Annotated in this window: 13 protein-coding genes; 7 read left to right on the forward strand and 6 right to left on the reverse strand. The window is 65.4% G+C overall.

Going from position 1 to position 15586, the window contains the following annotated elements; translation table 11 throughout:
- The first annotated feature begins 1 nt into the window (after position 1).
- The 3 genes from flaJ (at position 2) to HLAC_RS12760 (ending at position 3558) form a co-directional block, all read left to right on the forward strand.
- Positions 2–1738 (forward strand): archaellar assembly protein FlaJ, encoded by a 1737-nt coding sequence (flaJ, locus tag HLAC_RS12750; protein ID WP_015911253.1) that lies wholly within the window; start codon positions 2–4, stop codon positions 1736–1738.
- A gap of 172 nt (positions 1739–1910) precedes the next feature.
- Positions 1911–2315, forward strand: a complete 405-nt coding sequence (tnpA, locus tag HLAC_RS12755) for an IS200/IS605-like element ISHla15 family transposase (protein ID WP_049933764.1) — start codon at positions 1911–1913, stop codon at positions 2313–2315.
- A 1-nt stretch (position 2316) separates the two neighbouring features.
- Positions 2317–3558, forward strand: a complete 1242-nt coding sequence (locus tag HLAC_RS12760) for an RNA-guided endonuclease InsQ/TnpB family protein (protein ID WP_015911255.1) — start codon at positions 2317–2319, stop codon at positions 3556–3558.
- A gap of 11 nt (positions 3559–3569) precedes the next feature.
- Here the strand turns inward: HLAC_RS12760 and HLAC_RS19985 are convergent, their stop codons facing one another.
- A complete protein-coding gene (locus HLAC_RS19985; RefSeq protein ID WP_015911256.1) occupies positions 3570–4190 on the reverse strand; it encodes an HU family DNA-binding protein in 621 nt (206 codons plus the stop codon).
- Between the two features lie 298 nt (positions 4191–4488).
- Positions 4489–5427, reverse strand: a complete 939-nt coding sequence (locus HLAC_RS12775; RefSeq protein ID WP_015911257.1) for an NAD-dependent epimerase/dehydratase family protein — start codon at positions 5425–5427, stop codon at positions 4489–4491.
- A gap of 84 nt (positions 5428–5511) precedes the next feature.
- Here HLAC_RS12775 and htpX point away from each other — a divergent pair, with 84 nt between their 5' ends.
- A complete protein-coding gene (gene htpX / locus HLAC_RS12780) occupies positions 5512–6384 on the forward strand; it encodes a zinc metalloprotease HtpX (RefSeq protein ID WP_015911258.1) in 873 nt (290 codons plus the stop codon).
- 788 nt (positions 6385–7172) lie between these two features.
- Here the strand turns inward: htpX and HLAC_RS12785 are convergent.
- A complete protein-coding gene (locus HLAC_RS12785; RefSeq protein ID WP_015911259.1) occupies positions 7173–7961 on the reverse strand; it encodes an IclR family transcriptional regulator in 789 nt (262 codons plus the stop codon).
- Between the two features lie 121 nt (positions 7962–8082).
- Here HLAC_RS12785 and HLAC_RS12790 point away from each other — a divergent pair, with 121 nt between their 5' ends.
- On the forward strand, positions 8083–9333 hold the full coding sequence (locus HLAC_RS12790) for an MFS transporter (RefSeq protein WP_049933603.1): 1251 nt from the start codon (positions 8083–8085) through the stop codon (positions 9331–9333).
- A 90-nt stretch (positions 9334–9423) separates the two neighbouring features.
- A complete protein-coding gene (locus HLAC_RS12795) occupies positions 9424–10383 on the forward strand; it encodes a D-2-hydroxyacid dehydrogenase (RefSeq protein ID WP_015911261.1) in 960 nt (319 codons plus the stop codon).
- A 34-nt stretch (positions 10384–10417) separates the two neighbouring features.
- Here the strand turns inward: HLAC_RS12795 and HLAC_RS12800 are convergent, their stop codons facing one another.
- From HLAC_RS12800 to HLAC_RS12810, 3 genes are all read right to left on the reverse strand, one after another.
- On the reverse strand, positions 10418–11578 hold the full coding sequence (locus tag HLAC_RS12800; RefSeq protein WP_015911262.1) for an acyl-CoA dehydrogenase family protein: 1161 nt from the start codon (positions 11576–11578) through the stop codon (positions 10418–10420).
- A gap of 114 nt (positions 11579–11692) precedes the next feature.
- On the reverse strand, positions 11693–12910 hold the full coding sequence (locus HLAC_RS12805; RefSeq protein WP_015911263.1) for a mandelate racemase/muconate lactonizing enzyme family protein: 1218 nt from the start codon (positions 12908–12910) through the stop codon (positions 11693–11695).
- Positions 12911–12937: 27 nt separating this feature from the next.
- The gene (locus HLAC_RS12810) at positions 12938–14047 is read right to left on the reverse strand and encodes a mandelate racemase/muconate lactonizing enzyme family protein (RefSeq protein ID WP_015911264.1); all 1110 of its coding nucleotides are present in this window, start codon (positions 14045–14047) and stop codon (positions 12938–12940) included.
- A 134-nt stretch (positions 14048–14181) separates the two neighbouring features.
- On the opposite strand from HLAC_RS12810, the gene HLAC_RS12815 reads away from it, so the two are divergent.
- Positions 14182–15501: a nickel pincer cofactor-dependent isomerase, group 22 gene (locus tag HLAC_RS12815; RefSeq protein ID WP_015911265.1), complete on the forward strand. Its 1320-nt coding sequence runs from the start codon at positions 14182–14184 to the stop codon at positions 15499–15501.
- Positions 15502–15586 lie beyond the last annotated feature (85 nt).

Here is a 15586-nt window from a genome sequence, read left to right on the forward strand (position 1 = left end):
CATGGCGGTGAAGGAGGTCGGCAACGGGCTCGCGACCGCGGCCGAGCTAACCTCGGCCGTGATGGAGTCGTACGACAAGCTCGACATCTCGAAGCGGAAGTACGTTGGGTTCGTGTTGATCCCGGCGATCCTCGTCTTCCTCGCGAGCGTCGTCGGTCTGTTCGTCCTCCCGCTCCCCTTCGCCGCGCGGGTTCCCGTCCCGATGTTCGGCGGGCTCGTGTTGGTGTCGGCGGTCATCTACCCGAAGATCTACCTCTCCAGTCTGGAGAACAAGATCGACAACCAACTGCATCTCGTGATGACCCACATGACCGTGCTGTCGACGACGAACATCGACCGCATGGAGGTGTTTAGAACCTTAGCGAAAGAAGAGGAGTACGGCGTCGCCGCCGAGGAGATCGCCCGCGTCGTCCACCTCGTCGACACGTGGAACCAGAGCCTCGACGACGCGTGTCGGCGGCGGGCTGAGGAGGTCCCCTCCGACGCGATGGCCGACTTCTTCGACCGGCTCGGCTACACGATGGGCGCCGGCCAGTCGTTAGAGGAGTTCCTCGTCTCCGAGCAGGACGTCATGCTCGCGAAGTACGAGACGCTGTACGAGTCCTCGCTGTCGAATCTGGAGGTGATGAAGGACCTGTACATGTCGATGATCCTCTCGATGACGTTCGCCTTGGTGTTCGCGATCGTCCTCCCGATCTTGACCGGGAACGACCCGACCGCGACGGTCGCGGCGGTCATCGTCCTCTTCGTCTTCGTCCAGCTCGGGTTCTACGCGATGATCCGGGCGACCTCGCCGTACGACCCGATCTGGTTTCACCCGGACGAGCGCGCGCCCGGCGACCTGAAGCTGTGGGCGTCGCTCGGGATCGGCGGCGGGCTCTCCTTCCTCATCATCGGGATCACGGCCGCCGGGATGTTCGGGTACGGCCCGGGGCTCCCCGGACTGCTCTGGTTCATCGACGACGTGCGGCTCCCGCTGTACCTCGCGGTGCCGATCTCACCACTCTTTATCACCGGCGTCGTCCTCCGCAGCGAAGAGCAGGCGATCACGGCCCGCGACGGCGAGTTCCCCTCCTTCATCCGGGCGCTCGGGGCGACCGAGAGCGCCAAACAGTCGACGACCACCGACGTGTTGACCACGCTGCGCGACAAGAACTTCGGCGACCTCTCGCCGTCGATCGAGCGGCTCTACCGCCGGCTCAACATGCGGATCAGCACCGAGGGCGCGTGGGAGCAGTTCACGTACGACACACGGTCGTACCTCATCCAGAAGTTCTCCGAGATGTACCTCGTCGGCCGGCAGATGGGCGGAGATCCGAAGATGCTCGGCGAACTGATCTCGAAGAACATGAACGCCGTGAACCAGCTCCGCGAGCAGCGCCGGCAGGCGGCGATGACCTTTATCGGCCTGCTGTACGGGATCACGGCGGCGGCGACGTTCGCCTTCTTCATCGGACTGGAGATCGTCGCCATCCTCGCGGACCTGACGGCCGATTTCCAGCTCGATGAGATGGATATCGGTCAGATCGTCTACCCCGGGGCGTACGACATCCCCCTCATCGAGTACCTGCTGCTCACGGTCGTCCTCTTTAACGCCTCGCTCTCCTCGCAGATGATCCGACGGATCGACGGCGGCAACCCCGCAAACGGGTACATCCACTTCGTGCTGTTGACGTGGTTGGGTGCGGCGACGGCGATCGCGACGCGGACGCTGGTCAACGCAATCTTGACGATTTAGCTGAATTGAGGCGCTAAGCCCCCTTCCTCAGCGAGCGGCGACCGAACGGGAGGCGCGAGCAGGGAGGGGATACAGCGCCGCACAGTTCTCATATACGATTCGGTGGCAGGCCAACAGATCCTCGTAATCACAATTTTTTTGCAGTAGGGTAGCATAGTATTTGTCGAACCTAATAGTGTACGACCTCGACTCGGGAGCGCATTCGACGTTTTCCCTGCACTACCACCTGATACTCACCACGAAGTATCGGCGCGGAGTGCTAACCGAGGAGCGAACCCAATTCATTCACGAGGTCATCGGCGGGTTCACGGACAACTACGGTGTCGAACTGACGAACCTCGACGGCGAGGACGACCACGTACACATCCTGTTCCGAGCGAAACCAACCACGGACCTCGTGAAGTTCATCAACACGGTCAAGGGCGCAACCGCTCGCCGTATCCGCAACGAGTACGCGGACGAACTGAAAACCGAACTGTGGGGCGACTCGTTCTGGAACGACTCGTACTGCCTCATCTCGACGGGGCAGGTGTCGCTGGATGTGTTGAAACAGTACGTCGAGGACCAACGCGAGTAGAATGTACTACGCCTACAAGTACCGTCTCAAACCGTCCGACGCCCACCGCGAGGCGTTGGACCGCCACCGAGACATTTGTAGGCAACTGTACAACCACACACTCAACCGCCTCAACGAGTACCAAGACGAGCACGGTGAACTGCCATCCATGACCACGCTTCGGTCGGAGCTACCCGACCTCAAGAAATGGTGGGACGGCCTCTCGGACGTGTACTCGAAGGTTCTCCAAACCGTCGTGGAACGGCTGTTTGACAACCTCAAAGGCCTCTCTGCGCTCAAGAAGAACGGCCACGGCGTCGGCCAACTCAAGTGGAAGCCGCCACGGGAGTTCCGCAGTTTCACGTACAGTCAGTCTGGCTTCAAGCTCGACAAGAAGGGCGGTCAGACTGTGCTGTCACTCTCGAAACTCGCGGACATACCGATTCGGCTTCACCGCGCCATCCCCGACGACGCCACGCTCAAGCAGGTCACGGTCAAGAAGGAACCGACGGGCGAGTGGTTCGCCACGTTCGGCGTCCAAATGGACCGTGAACCTCCTGAGCCACCTGAGAATCCCGAGAAGTGCGTCGGTATCGACGTGGGGATTCTCAAGTACGCTCACGACACCGACGGCACAGCAGTCGGGTCGCTCGATCTCACCGACAAACGTGAACGCTTGGAGCGCGAGCAACGGAAACTCTCGCGGAAGCAACACGGGTCGAACAACTACGAGAAGCAACGGCGACGAGTCGCGGAGTGTCACGCTAATCTCCGGCAGAAGCGCCGTGACTTCTTGCACAAACTCTCGGCGTATTACGCTCGGGAGTACGATCTCGTGGCGGTCGAAGACCTGAACGTGAAGGGGATGATGGAGTCGCCGGCGAACAGCCGCAACACCGCCTCCGCCGCGTGGCGGACGTTCCTCTCGTTGCTCGAATACAAGTGCGAACGGGAGGGGGCACACTTCGTGGCGGTTGATCCGAGAGGGACGACCAAGGAGTGTGCGTCATGTGGCGTCTCGACGGAGAAGCCGTTGTGGGTCCGTGAACACTCCTGTCCCGCCTGCGGGTTTGAGGCGGACAGGGACGCGAACGCGGCGTGGAACATTCTTTCTCGTGGCCTCGGAGATGTAGGAGTGGGACACTCCGAATCAACGCCTGTGGAGACTGCGCTCCCTGTGGATACAGCAGTATCTGCAAAGCGCGTCCTGGAAGCAGGAAGCCCTACTCTCAAGGAGCGAGCGGCGTCAGCCGTGAGCGAGTAGGGGAGGGTAGTTCACTTGACGGCCTTGGAGAGCTCGGCACCCGCCTTGAACTTGACCACGTTCTTCGCCGCGATCTGGATCTCTTTTCCGGTCTGAGGGTTTCGTCCGGTCCGGGCAGACCGCTTTGAGATGCTGAACGTGCCGAACCCCTTATTCTCGTCCTCTTCCTCACCCAACGACAGCCGATCACCTTTCTTCAGGGCCTTCGTCGTCGCGTTGATGAACGCCTCGAGCGCCCACTTCGCGTCGTCCTCCGATAACCCCTCGTGCGAGTTGCGTCTCGTTTCACTCGCGATGTACTTCGCGTCGATCACCACGTCGGCGTCCCGGCACTTGGCGCTGGCCTCGTCACCCTTGCCGGGGTTGAGATCGAGGGCGGCCGCGAACTCCGGGCAGGCGTCGAACGTCACCGGCGAGTCGTCTACAGGTCCGTTTCGGGAGCTCGGATTTCGCCCCGTCCGGGCGGAGCGCTTCGAGATACTGAACGATCCGAATCCGACCAGTACGGCGCTGTCGCCCTTCTCCAAGGCTTTCGTCGTCGCGTCGGTGAACGTGTCGAGCGCCCGCTTCGCGTCCGACTTGCTCAGTCCGGATTCACTCGCCATCGACTCGATCAGTTCCGCTTTGTTCATCGCCGCTGCCTGACCGGTCGTCGCTAACAGGGCTAGTCCGAGGGACGTCGAGAGGATAGCACCCCTCCGCAGTACGGTTCGCCGCGAGAGCTCGATTTGAGACCTGATATTTTTACTCACGGTACTCTATCGCTGGATTAATATATGAACCTATTGTTAATTTCATTTTTAATATATTCTCGTATGATAATTTTGATTAAAAGCGGATCCCGACCGCGAGAGGGTTGGAACCCGCGAGAGGGTTGGAACGTGTCTCCTGCTGCTGATAGGAACGGAGCCGAGGCGCATCCCCCGCGGCCTACCGCTCGAACAGCGTCGGCTCAGAAACGTCCTCGTTGGCCGCCTCGCGCCACGAGCGCGAGGGCGTCCACCCGAACAGTCGCTCGGCCTTCGCGATCGCGTACGCGCCGCGATCGTCGCCCTCGGCGAGCGCGCTCCCGTCGACCGCGCAGTCGTCGGGGACCTCGCCGTACGCCTCCCGCAACAGGTCGAGCAGGGGGCGACCGAGCGCGTTGTCGGCGGCGACGCAGTTGACCGCCTCGTGGGTTCCGGGCGCTACCGTCGGGTCCGATCCCGCCGTGTCCGCGAGCGCAGCGGCGACGAGGTCGGCCACGTCGCGGGCGTCGATGTACGACCAGAAGTTACCTGCGCCGGCGTCGAGGTCGTTCACGTACCCGTCGCTTCGGCAGGCGTACTCGCCCGGGAACTGGATCCACGAGGGGCGGATCGAGACGGCTGGGACGCCCTCGCGGCGCGCGACCGCGCCCGCGGCCGCCTCCGCGGTCACCTTCGAGAGGCCGTACGGGTCTTCTGGTTGGAGGGGATGGTCCTCGGTGATCGGCAGCTCGTCGGGGAACGGCGTCGGATCGGCGAAGAAGAACCCGTAGGCGCCGTCGCTCGACGCCTGTACGATCCGGGCGTCGGCGCGTCCGGCGGCGTCGAGGACGTTCTTCGCCGCGTGGACGTTCGTCTCGAACACGCGACCGTCGGGGTGGGTGCCCGCGACCGGGATCGCTGCCCAGTGGACGACCACGTCGGGGTCGACGGCGTGGACCACGTCGAGCGCCTCGCCGCGGTCGGCGAGGTCGGCTGCGCGGAACGAGACGTGGGAGGTCGGGTCGACTCCCGGACCGGGATGTTCGTAGTCAACGACGACGACCTCGTAGTCGCCCGCGAGTCGGTCGACGATCCAACGCCCGGAGGCGCCGCGACCGCCGGTGACGAGAACGGTTTCCATGCGTGCGGGTCGCCCGGGCGAGGGAAAAGCGCTACCGTCGCCGTCTCCGGCAGTCTTTAACCGACTGAGGGGTACAATACAGGTATGGAATGGAAGACGGATTGGGGATTACGTGGACGGATGGGGTTCACGATGTTCCTGCTCTTCGCCCTCTACGTCGTGTTCATCGGTGTCCTGATCGAGGTATTCAACGTCGAGATCATCTTCACCCTCGCGATGTTCGGCGCGTTCTCGTTCGCCCAGTACTTCTTCAGCGACAAGCTCGCCCTGCGGAGCATGGGCGCTCGCAAGGTGAGCCCCGAGGAGTATCCGGATCTGCACCGACGGGTCGAGCGCCTGAGCCAGCAGGCCGATCTCCCGAAGCCGACCGTCGCCGTCGCCGACACGCAGGTGCCGAACGCGTTCGCGACCGGCCGGAACAAGAAGAACGCGACCGTCGCCGTGACCACCGGCCTGCTCCGAGCGCTCGACGACGACGAGCTCGACGGCGTGCTCGCCCACGAGCTCGCGCACGTGAAGAACCGCGACGTGATGGTGATGACCATCGCGTCGTTCCTCTCGACGATCGCCTTCTTCATCGTGCGGTGGGGATGGCTGTTCAGCGGCGACAACCGGCAGGGCGCGCCCGTCATCGTCGCAATCGTCGTGTCGATCCTCGTCTGGATCGTCTCGTTCCTGCTCATTCGCGCGCTGTCGCGGTACCGCGAGTACTCGGCCGACCGTGGCGCGGCGCTCATCACGGGGAAGCCCGGCGCGCTCGCCTCGGCGCTGATGACGATCGACGGCCGGATGGACCGCGTACCCAAGGAGGACCTCCGCGAGGAGGCGGAGATGAACGCGTTCTTCATCATCCCGATCAAGGCGGGGTTCGTCGGCAAGATCGCCTCGACGCACCCCCCGACGGAGAGCCGGATCGAGCGGCTCCGCGACCTCGAACGGGAGATGGAGACGGCCTGAGCCGGAACCGTCGCGACGACCGCCCGCCGGACAGACCGCACCTCCCGAGTCCCTTTTTGCGAGCTGAAGGCGAAACACGCCGAAGCATCGCCCGCATCGACCCCCGTCTCGTATTCGACTCCGTCGAACGAAGTCGATCGACGCGGTCGGCACCGGAGCCCGATCGATCACGGACGGAGTACCGGTGGTGAGCGCGGAAGCCGCGCGTTCCCCATTCGGCGTCGGTAACGCTGTCGTATCAGAAATACATACAGATATGGAATAATATAAGACTCATATAGAATCTCACATTGCACGCCGAGCGTCAGGGGGAGGACTTCGAGCAGACCGATGAGCAATACGAGACGATCCGCGAGATCCTTTTAAAACCACAGTCGTACGACGGTTTATAAGCTAAGATGTCGTTTTATCCGTGAATTATCACGATCGGAGAGTCACGGTCGGGTCACTCACAACTCGGTGTCCGGAGATGGATCGTCGAGTGACGGTCCGAGAGCGACCGAAACGGCCGAGCGAATATCAGTTAAAATATCAACTAGAAATCGAGAGTGTTCGAGAATTTTATATGAGTAGGTCGGAGCGGACAACGCCGGACAGAGAGTCCGAACCGCTCGGCAGGGATGACTCGCCGTCTGAACGACGATTCTCTCGGCCGATTCAAATAACAACAGTACTCGTGTTATTTGAATCGACGACACCGACTTCCCTTCGAGCCAGTGACGGCGTCTCTGTTCGATGTCGTCGAACGAACTGTCGGCGGCGGGGAGGGGTTCGATCGCTCGACGGCGTCAGGAGTGCGCGATGTTGAGTTCGAGTTCGTTGGCCGCCCCGAGCAGCAGGTCGGGGAGGTCGGATTCGAGCCGCTCCCCGTTCAGGCGGTGAGAGGGACCGGTCACGCTGATCCCGCCGATCACGTCGCCGTCCGGGCCGCAGATCGCGACGCCGACGGCGTGAGTCCCGCGGAGCGACTCCTCCCGGTTGAAGTAGTATCCCCGCTCCCGCCCCGCTTCGATTTCCGCGCGAAGCTCCTCCGGGTCGGTGATCGTGTGCTCCGTTACCGGATCGAACGACATGCGTTCGAACATATCGGACAGTTCCGGCTCCGGCAGCTCCGCGAGGATTGCTTTCCCGGCCGACGCCGCGTACAGGGGGATGCGGCTGCCGATGCCGGGGTCGGTGCGAACCGCCTGGTTGCCGACGGCCCGGGAGAGGTACACCACCTTTCCGTGTTCCTCGACGAAGAACTGCGCGCGCTCGCCGGTCACCTCGGCGATCTCCTCGACTTTCCGTCGCACGAGGTCGTACCCGCGGTAGCTGCTCCGAGCGGTGACCCCGACCTCGAGGAATCGGAGCCCGACGTGGTAGCCGTCGTCGCGGTGGACGACATAGCCGAGTTCCTCCAAGGTGTGGAGGTGCCGGTGGACCGTACTCTTCGCGTAATCGAGCTCGCTCGCCAGCTCCGCCAGGGACGCGCCGTCGTCGTCAACGAGGCGTTGCACGATGTCGAACATCGTCTCTGCGGTCCGAACCGTGTCGGCTCCGGTCCCGTTCTCGGCGTCGATCGATGGTTCGGTCATAGTCGATACTTGATGTCCTCGCATATAAGCGTTCGAGTATGTCGAACGGTTCTAAACCGGCGATCCGGCCTCGTCTGTCGTAACACGTAGGTTTAATTCGGGAGACCGTGTGCGGACAGGCGTGGTATCACTCTCGTCGATCGCGGGAGCCGACTCGGGGATCGTTCGGGAACGACCCTTCCAGTTGCTGCTGCTCATCAACGTGCTCCCGCCGCTCGGCACCGCTCTCCTGTCGCCGGTGCTCGGCTCGTTGGTCGAGCCGCTCGGCGCGTCGACGGCGAACATCGGCCTCATGATGTCGGCGTTCACCGCGCCCTCTATCTTCGTCATCCCGATCGCGGGCGTCATCTCCGATCGGTACGGGCGGCGGCCGGTGCTGATCTTCGGACTGTGCTGGTTCGGACTCACCGGCACCGCGATCGCGTTCGTCTCCACGTTCGGCGCAGCGCTCGCGTTGCGCGCGCTCCAGGGAATCGGGTTCGCCGCGCTCACGCCGATCATCATCACCAGCCTCGGCGACCTGTACGCGGGGACGAAGGAGGCGACCGCGCAGGGGCTCCGATTCACCGGCTCCGGGCTCTCGCAGACGGCGTTCCCGCTGGCCGCAGGCGTCCTCGTCGGGGTGGCGTGGCAGTACCCGTTCCTGCTGTACGCCGTCGCGTTCCCGATCGCGGCCGTCGTCTACGTCTACTTCGAGGAGCCACTCGACGAGGCGCCTGACGAGGAGTCCGAGGCAGGGATCCGAGAGCAGTTAGACGACATGCGGACGCTCGTCGCGCATCGCCGCGCGTGGGCGATGGTCGCCGCCCGCGGAACGGCGAACATCGCGTGGTTCGGCTTTCTCACTTACAATTCGATCCTCGTCGTCAACGTCCTCGGCTACACGCCGACGGAGGCGGGGATCCTCGCGGCGCTCGCGAGCCTCACGTACGCGCTCGCGGCGTCGCAGGCGGGCCGCATCGCCGACCTCTTCGACGACCGGCTCTACCCGCTCGTCGCGACGAACCTGTCGATGGGCGCCGGTCTCGCGCTCACTTTCCTCGCCCCGTCGCTCGCGGTCGCCGCCGTCGGCGTCGTGTTCATGGGAGCCGGGTTCGGGCTCGTGCTCTCCATCTACCGGAGCGTCATCACGACGCTCCCGCCCGCGGACCTGCGCGGCGGACTCGTCAGCCTCGGCGAGGGCAGCGGGCGCGCGGCGGCGACGGCAACTCCGGTTGTCATGGGTGTTGCCGTCGCGGTCGCGACCTCCGCACTCGGGTTCGAGACCGCGGTTCGCGCGGTGGGAGTGGGAACCGGTGTCGTCAGCGCCGGCGTCGGAATCGCCTGTCTCCTCCTGATGAGCACGTCGCCGCCGATCCGGATGGGCGAGTGAGTCGATAACGCGCCGTCCGCTCGACGCGGCTCGCCCGCGCCGGCTACCGCCACCCCGAGAACTTTGTCGGCCGGCCGCGTCGCGAGGATCATGTCCACCATCGATATCGCGGTACTCGATCACGATGCACACGGTATTCCGGCGGCCGACTACGCGGAGATACTCACCCGACGACTCCCCGACCGCGAAGTCCGTCTCGCCGCGACGCCCGACGAACACCGACGCTACCTGCGGGAGGCGACCGTCGTCGCCGGGAAGTATATCGACGCGGAGGAGGCGGCGACCGCCGAGAACCTGCGGCTGTTCGCGTGCAACGCCGCCGGCGTCGACCACCTCCCGCTGGACGCGCTCGCCGAGCGCGGCGTCGCGGTGACGAACGCGTCAGGCGTCCACGGCCCGAACATCGCCGAGCACGTGCTCGGTTGGGTGCTGACGTTCGCGCGGCGGCTCGACGAGGGGCGACGCCGACAGCGGCGCCGAGAGTGGCGCCGCTTCCAGTCGTTCACCGAACTCGCCGGCAGCACCGTCACCGTCGTCGGGCTCGGGTCCATCGGCGAGACGCTCGTCGAGCGGTTCGAGGGATTCGACGTCGACACGGTCGGCGTCCGCTACTCGCCGGAGAAGGGCGGGCCGACGGACGAGGTGGTCGGCTACGACGACCTCCCTGAGGTGTTGCCGGGGACGGACGTGCTCGTCCTCGCATGCCCGCTGACGGAGACGACGGAGGGATTGATCGGCGAGGGCGAACTCGACGCGCTGCCGACGGACGCGATCGTCGTCAACGCCGCGCGCGGCGGCGTGATCGACACGCCGGCGCTCGTGGACGCGCTGCGGTCGAACGCGCTCCACGGGGCCGCCCTCGACGTCACCGACCCGGAGCCGCTCCCGAGCGACCACGACCTGTGGGGGTTCGAGAACGTCTTCCTGACTCCCCACGTCGCGGGCCACACGCCGAAGTACTGGGAGCGGCGCGCGGACATTCTCGTCGAGAACCTTGAGCGGGTCGACGAGACCGGCGAGTACGACGGGCTGCGAAATCAGGTGGCCTGACAGAGCGGTCGAAAAGTGAAACGAGCCGTCGGTGCTACTGGTACGCCGGGATCCCGGTGAGGTCCTCACCGATGATCAGGGTGTGGATGTCGTGGGTGCCCTCGTAGGTGTACACCGTCTCCATGTTCGTCATGTGACGCATCGGCGAGTAGTCGGCGGTGATCCCGTTACCGCCGAGCATCTCGCGGGCGATCCGCGACTGGTCGCGGGCGGTGCGAACGTTGTTGCGCTTGGCCATCGAGACGTGTTGCGGCCGCATCTCGCCCGCCTCCTTGAGGTCGGCGAGCCGGTGGGCGAGCAGTTGCGCGAGCGTGATCTGCGTCGCCATCTCCGCGAGTTTCTGCTGTTGCATCTGGAAGCCGCCGATCGGCTTGCCGAACTGCTCGCGGTCGGTGGCGTACTCGCGGGCGACCTCGAAGCAGTCCATGGCGGCGCCGACCGCGCCCCACGCGATGCCGTAGCGGGCCTGGGTCAGACACGACAGCGGCCCCTTCATCCCTGTCACCTCGGGGAGGACGTTCTCGGCGGGGACGTGCACGTCCTGAAGGCTGATCTCGCCCGTGATCGACGCACGGAGGCTGAGCTTCTCGTCGATCTTGTTCGTCGTGACCCCGTCGCGGTCGGTCTCGACGAGGAACCCGCGAACCGGCGTCCCCTCCTCGGTGTGGTCTTTCGCCCAGACGACGGCGACGTCCGCGATCGGGGAGTTCGTGATCCACGTCTTCGAGCCGTTCAGCACGTAGTCGTCGCCGTCGGCCTCGGCGCGCGTCTCCATCGCGGAGGGGTTCGAGCCGTGCTCCGGCTCGGTGAGTCCGAAGCAGCCGACGGCCTCGCCGGTGCCGAGCTTCGGTAACCACTCCTCCTTCTGCGCGTCGCTGCCGAACGCGTGGATGGGGTACATCACCAGCGCCCCCTGCACGCTCGCCATCGAGCGGAGCCCGGAGTCGCACGCCTCCAGTTCGCGCATCAGCAGGCCGTAGGCCGTCTCGCTGACGCCCGGCAGGCCGTAGCCTTCGAGGTTCGGCGCGTAAAAGCCCATCTCGCCCATCTTCGGGATGAGATCCATGGGGAACGTGCCGTCGATCCAGTGTTGACCGATGTCCTCGACCTCGCCGTCGATGAACGACCGGGCAGAGTCGACGAGCATCCGCTCCTCCTCGGACAGGGTCGACTCCATGTCGAAGTAATCGAGCATACGATCGCTAGCGATCGCAGAGATAAATAACCATAGTCTCCGGCGGTCGGGACGCCGGGGTCGCGAGTCGGTGCGAGTTCCGGCGGCCCGGTCCGGGACCTCCGGCGGCCCGCCTCAGAACCCGTCGGTTCCCTCGAGCAGGTGCTCTTCGACGACGGCCTCGTCGAGTTCGATCCCGAGCCCGGGCGCCTCCGGCACCGCGATTCGACCGTCCTCGATCAGCGGCTCGTCGCGCACCAGCAGGTCGTCCCACCAGTCGACCTCCAGGGCGTGGTACTCCAAGAGGTCGAAGTTCGGGGTGGCCGCGCCGAGGTGGACGCAGGCCATCGTCCCCACCGGGCTGCAGACGTTGTGCGGGGACATCGGCATGTAGTTCTCCTCGGCGCGGTCGGCGATCCGCATCGTCTCCGTGAGCCCGCCGACCGTCGCCGGGTCGGGGGTGACGATGTCGACGCCGTGGTCGTAGATCAGGTCCGACAGCTCGAACACGCGGAACCGGTTCTCGCCGGTCGCGACAGGCGTCCGCGTCGCCTTCGTCACCTCCTTCTGGGCGTCCATGTTCTCCGGCGGGATCAGGTCCTCAAGCCACATCAGGTCGAACTCCTCTAGCTCGTGGGCGAGCCGCTTCGCACTCTCGACGGAGTAGTCCCAGTGGCAGTCGAAGGCGAGGTCGATGTCGTAGCCGATCTCCTCGCGGACGGCCGCGACGATCTCCTTCTTTTCCCGGATCGCGGCGTTGTTCAGGCGCCCGTTGTACGGGTCGTTCTCGTTGTCGGCCGGGAGGTCGAGGTCGAACTTTAGCGCCGAAAAGCCCATGTCGGTGACGCGGGCGGCCTCGGCGGCGTACGCCTCGGGAGAGTACGCCTCGGCCCCGGCGTAGGCGGTCGCGCCGTCCTCGACCGCGTACGCTTCGCCGGCGTGGCAGTCGCAGTAGAGCCGGACCTCGTCGCGGTACTTCGAGCCGAGCAGTTGGTAGACGGGGAGCCCGAGGATCTTCCCGGCGGCGTCCAACAGCGCGATTTCGATGCCGGACGCCGCGGTGACGACCTTCCCGGTCGTGCCGCCGTGACCCGACATCTCCTGGAAGATGTAGCGAACGAGCCGCTCGACGTCGAGCGGGTTCTCGCCGACGAGGAACCGGTTCGTGTACTCGACGAGTTCCGGGACGCCGCCGCCCCGGTACGCCTCGCCGATGCCGGTGACGCCGGCGTCCGTCTCCACTTTGATCAGGTTCCACTCGAAGTTCCCCTCGACGACGCAGGCGTCGAGGCTGGTGATCTGTACGTCTCGGTCCGGGTCGCGGGTGTCGATCTGGTCTGAGTAGTCTCTCATGTGTGTCTAAATTGTGTCTGTCGGGGATCAGTCGTCGGCGAATTTCGCGAGCGCGTCTTTATCGAGCGGGACGCCGTGACCGGGGCGGTCTGGTAGCTCGATACTGCCGTCGTTGCCCGGCTTCACCGGATCGGCGACGACGTCGTCGAACGCCTTCACGTCCATGTCGCGGTAGAAGTACTCCACCCAGAGGCCGTTCTCGATGGCGCCTAACAGCGACGCGTGGATGTTCCAGTTGTAGTGGGGCGCGATCTGCACGTCGTACGCCGACGCGTAGTGAGCGATCTTCAGCCACTCCGTGATCCCGCCGCAGACGGTGACGTCGGGCTGGAGGATCGTCGCCGCGCCGGAGTCGACGAGCCGCGCGAAGTTGTGTCGGGTCCCCTCCAGTTCGCCGGTGGCGACGGGGTAGTCGATCCCGTCGTTCACCTCGGCCATCGTGTCGACGCGGTCGATCATCACGGGCTCCTCGATGAAGTACGGGTCGTAGGGCTCGAACGCCCGACAGTTGCGGAGCGCCTCCGTGGAGGACCCCCAGACGCCGTTGGCATCAAGCAGGAGGGTGCGCTCGTCACCGATCTCGTCGCGCACCGCGGCGACGCGCTCGACCTCCTCGGCGGCCGACAGGCGACCGACCTTCATCTTCACGATGTCGTGGCCCTCGTCGAGGTACCGTCGCATCTCGCCGCGAAGCGCTTCGTGGCCCTTCTCGTCGCGGTAGTAGCCGCCGCTGGCGTACGACGGCACCGACTCCGAGTGGCCGCCGAGCAGCTTGTGGAGCGGCATCTCCGCGGCCTTCGCCTTCACGTCCCAGAGCGCGATGTCGACGGTCGAAATCGCGCGCAAGAAGAGGCCGGTGCGGCCGATCTGGACGTTGCCGTCGTACATCTTGTGCCACAATCGCTCGGTGTCGCGGGGGTCCTCACCGACGAGCAGCGGTTCGAGCATCGACTCGACCGCGTCGGCGATGAGGCCGGCTCCCTCGTACCCGAGCGAGTAGCCGACCCCCTCGTGGCCGGTGTCAGTCCTGACGTACGTGATCGCGTGATCCCGATAGGTGAGCGTCCGGTTGGAGAACGACACCGGCGACTCCAGCGGGAGCTTGATCGGAAATGACTCGACTTCGGTTATTTCCATGTGTGCAGCGGCGTCACACGGGTACAAGTAGACCCCTGTATCGGCAAGCCTCTCACCGGCTGTCGTCGCGACAGCATGCTTACAACTGGCAGTCTCACCCGCAGCTTTTGTACTGGCGCCGCGAGGGACCCCACATGGAGTTCCCCGACCGACGTGACGTCGACCACCTCATCGATCCGCAGCCGCTCCCGGAGTTCGCGCGGGTGCGGTACGAGCCGCGGACGGAGCGCCTCGACGACCCGGTCGCGGCGACCCGCGACGAACTCGACGCGCTCGACCTCGACGCCCTCCCCGAGGGCGCGACGGTGGCGGTCGGCGTCGGCAGCCGTGGGATCGACCGCATCGACGAAGTCGCGGCGGCGGTCGTCGCCCGGCTCGCCGAGCGCGGCTTCGACCCGGTCGTCGTGCCGGCGATGGGGAGCCACGGCGGCGCGACGCCCGAAGGGCAGCGCGAGGTGCTGGCGGCGCTCGGGGTCACCGAGGAGACCGTAGGCGCGCCGATCGACGCGCGAATGACGGCCAGAGCGTTAGCGACGGTGTCCGTCGGCGACGCGGAGACGCCCGTGTACTTCTCCGAGGCGGCGCTGGAAGCCGACACCGTGCTCGTGATAAACCGCGTGAAGGCCCACACCAACTTTACCGGGCCGATCGAGAGCGGGCTCGCGAAGATGACCGTCGTCGGCCTCGGCAAGCAGCGCGGCGCGAAGTCGTTCCACTCGACGGCGATCGCCGAGGGATACGTCGAGACGCTGACGGCAGCTCTCGACGTCATCGAGCGCGAGACACCGCTGATCGGCGGGATCGCGCTGGTCGAGAACTTCGAGGAGGAGATCGGCCACCTAGAGGCGGTGCCCGCCGGCTCGTTCCTCGACCGCGAGCCGGAGCTACTGGAGCGCGCGTACGAGGAGATGCCGACGCTCCCGGTCGACGACATCGATCTGCTGGTCATCGACGAGATCGGTAAGGAGATTTCGGGCGCCGGGATGGACACGAACGTCATCGGCCGCTACCGCGTCCTCAACGCGCCCGATCCCGAAACGCCGGCCATCGACCTCATCTACGTCCGGGGACTGACAGAGGCGACGAAGGGGAACGGAAACGGGATCGGGCTCGCCGACCTCACCCGGCAGGCCGCGGTCGATCAGCTCGACATGAAGAAGACGTACGCGAACGCGCTCACCAGCGGGTCGCTCTCGAAGTCGAAGCTCCCCGTCGTGGCGCCCGACGACGAGTTCGCGCTCCGGACCGGGGCGGCGGCGCTCGGCGGCTACGACTCCGAGACGGTTCGGATCGTCTGGATCCGGAACACGGAGGACCTCGGCGAGCTTCGCGTCTCCGATGCCGTCGTCGACGACCTCCCCGAAGCGGCGCGGGTAGTGGGACGCGAGACGGTGGCGTTCGACGACGGAACGGCGCGCTTCGAGGCGGCGACGGACGACGATCCGGACGCGTAGCGGTCCGACACGGCTCGGGCGCGTAGCGGTCCAATTTCCGCCCGGCGCGGGCGCCGCGCAGTCGGGGGGTCGCGTCTCCAGTGCG

Origin of the sequence: Halorubrum lacusprofundi ATCC 49239 (assembly GCF_000022205.1) — an archaeon.
GTDB lineage: Archaea > Halobacteriota > Halobacteria > Halobacteriales > Haloferacaceae > Halorubrum > Halorubrum lacusprofundi.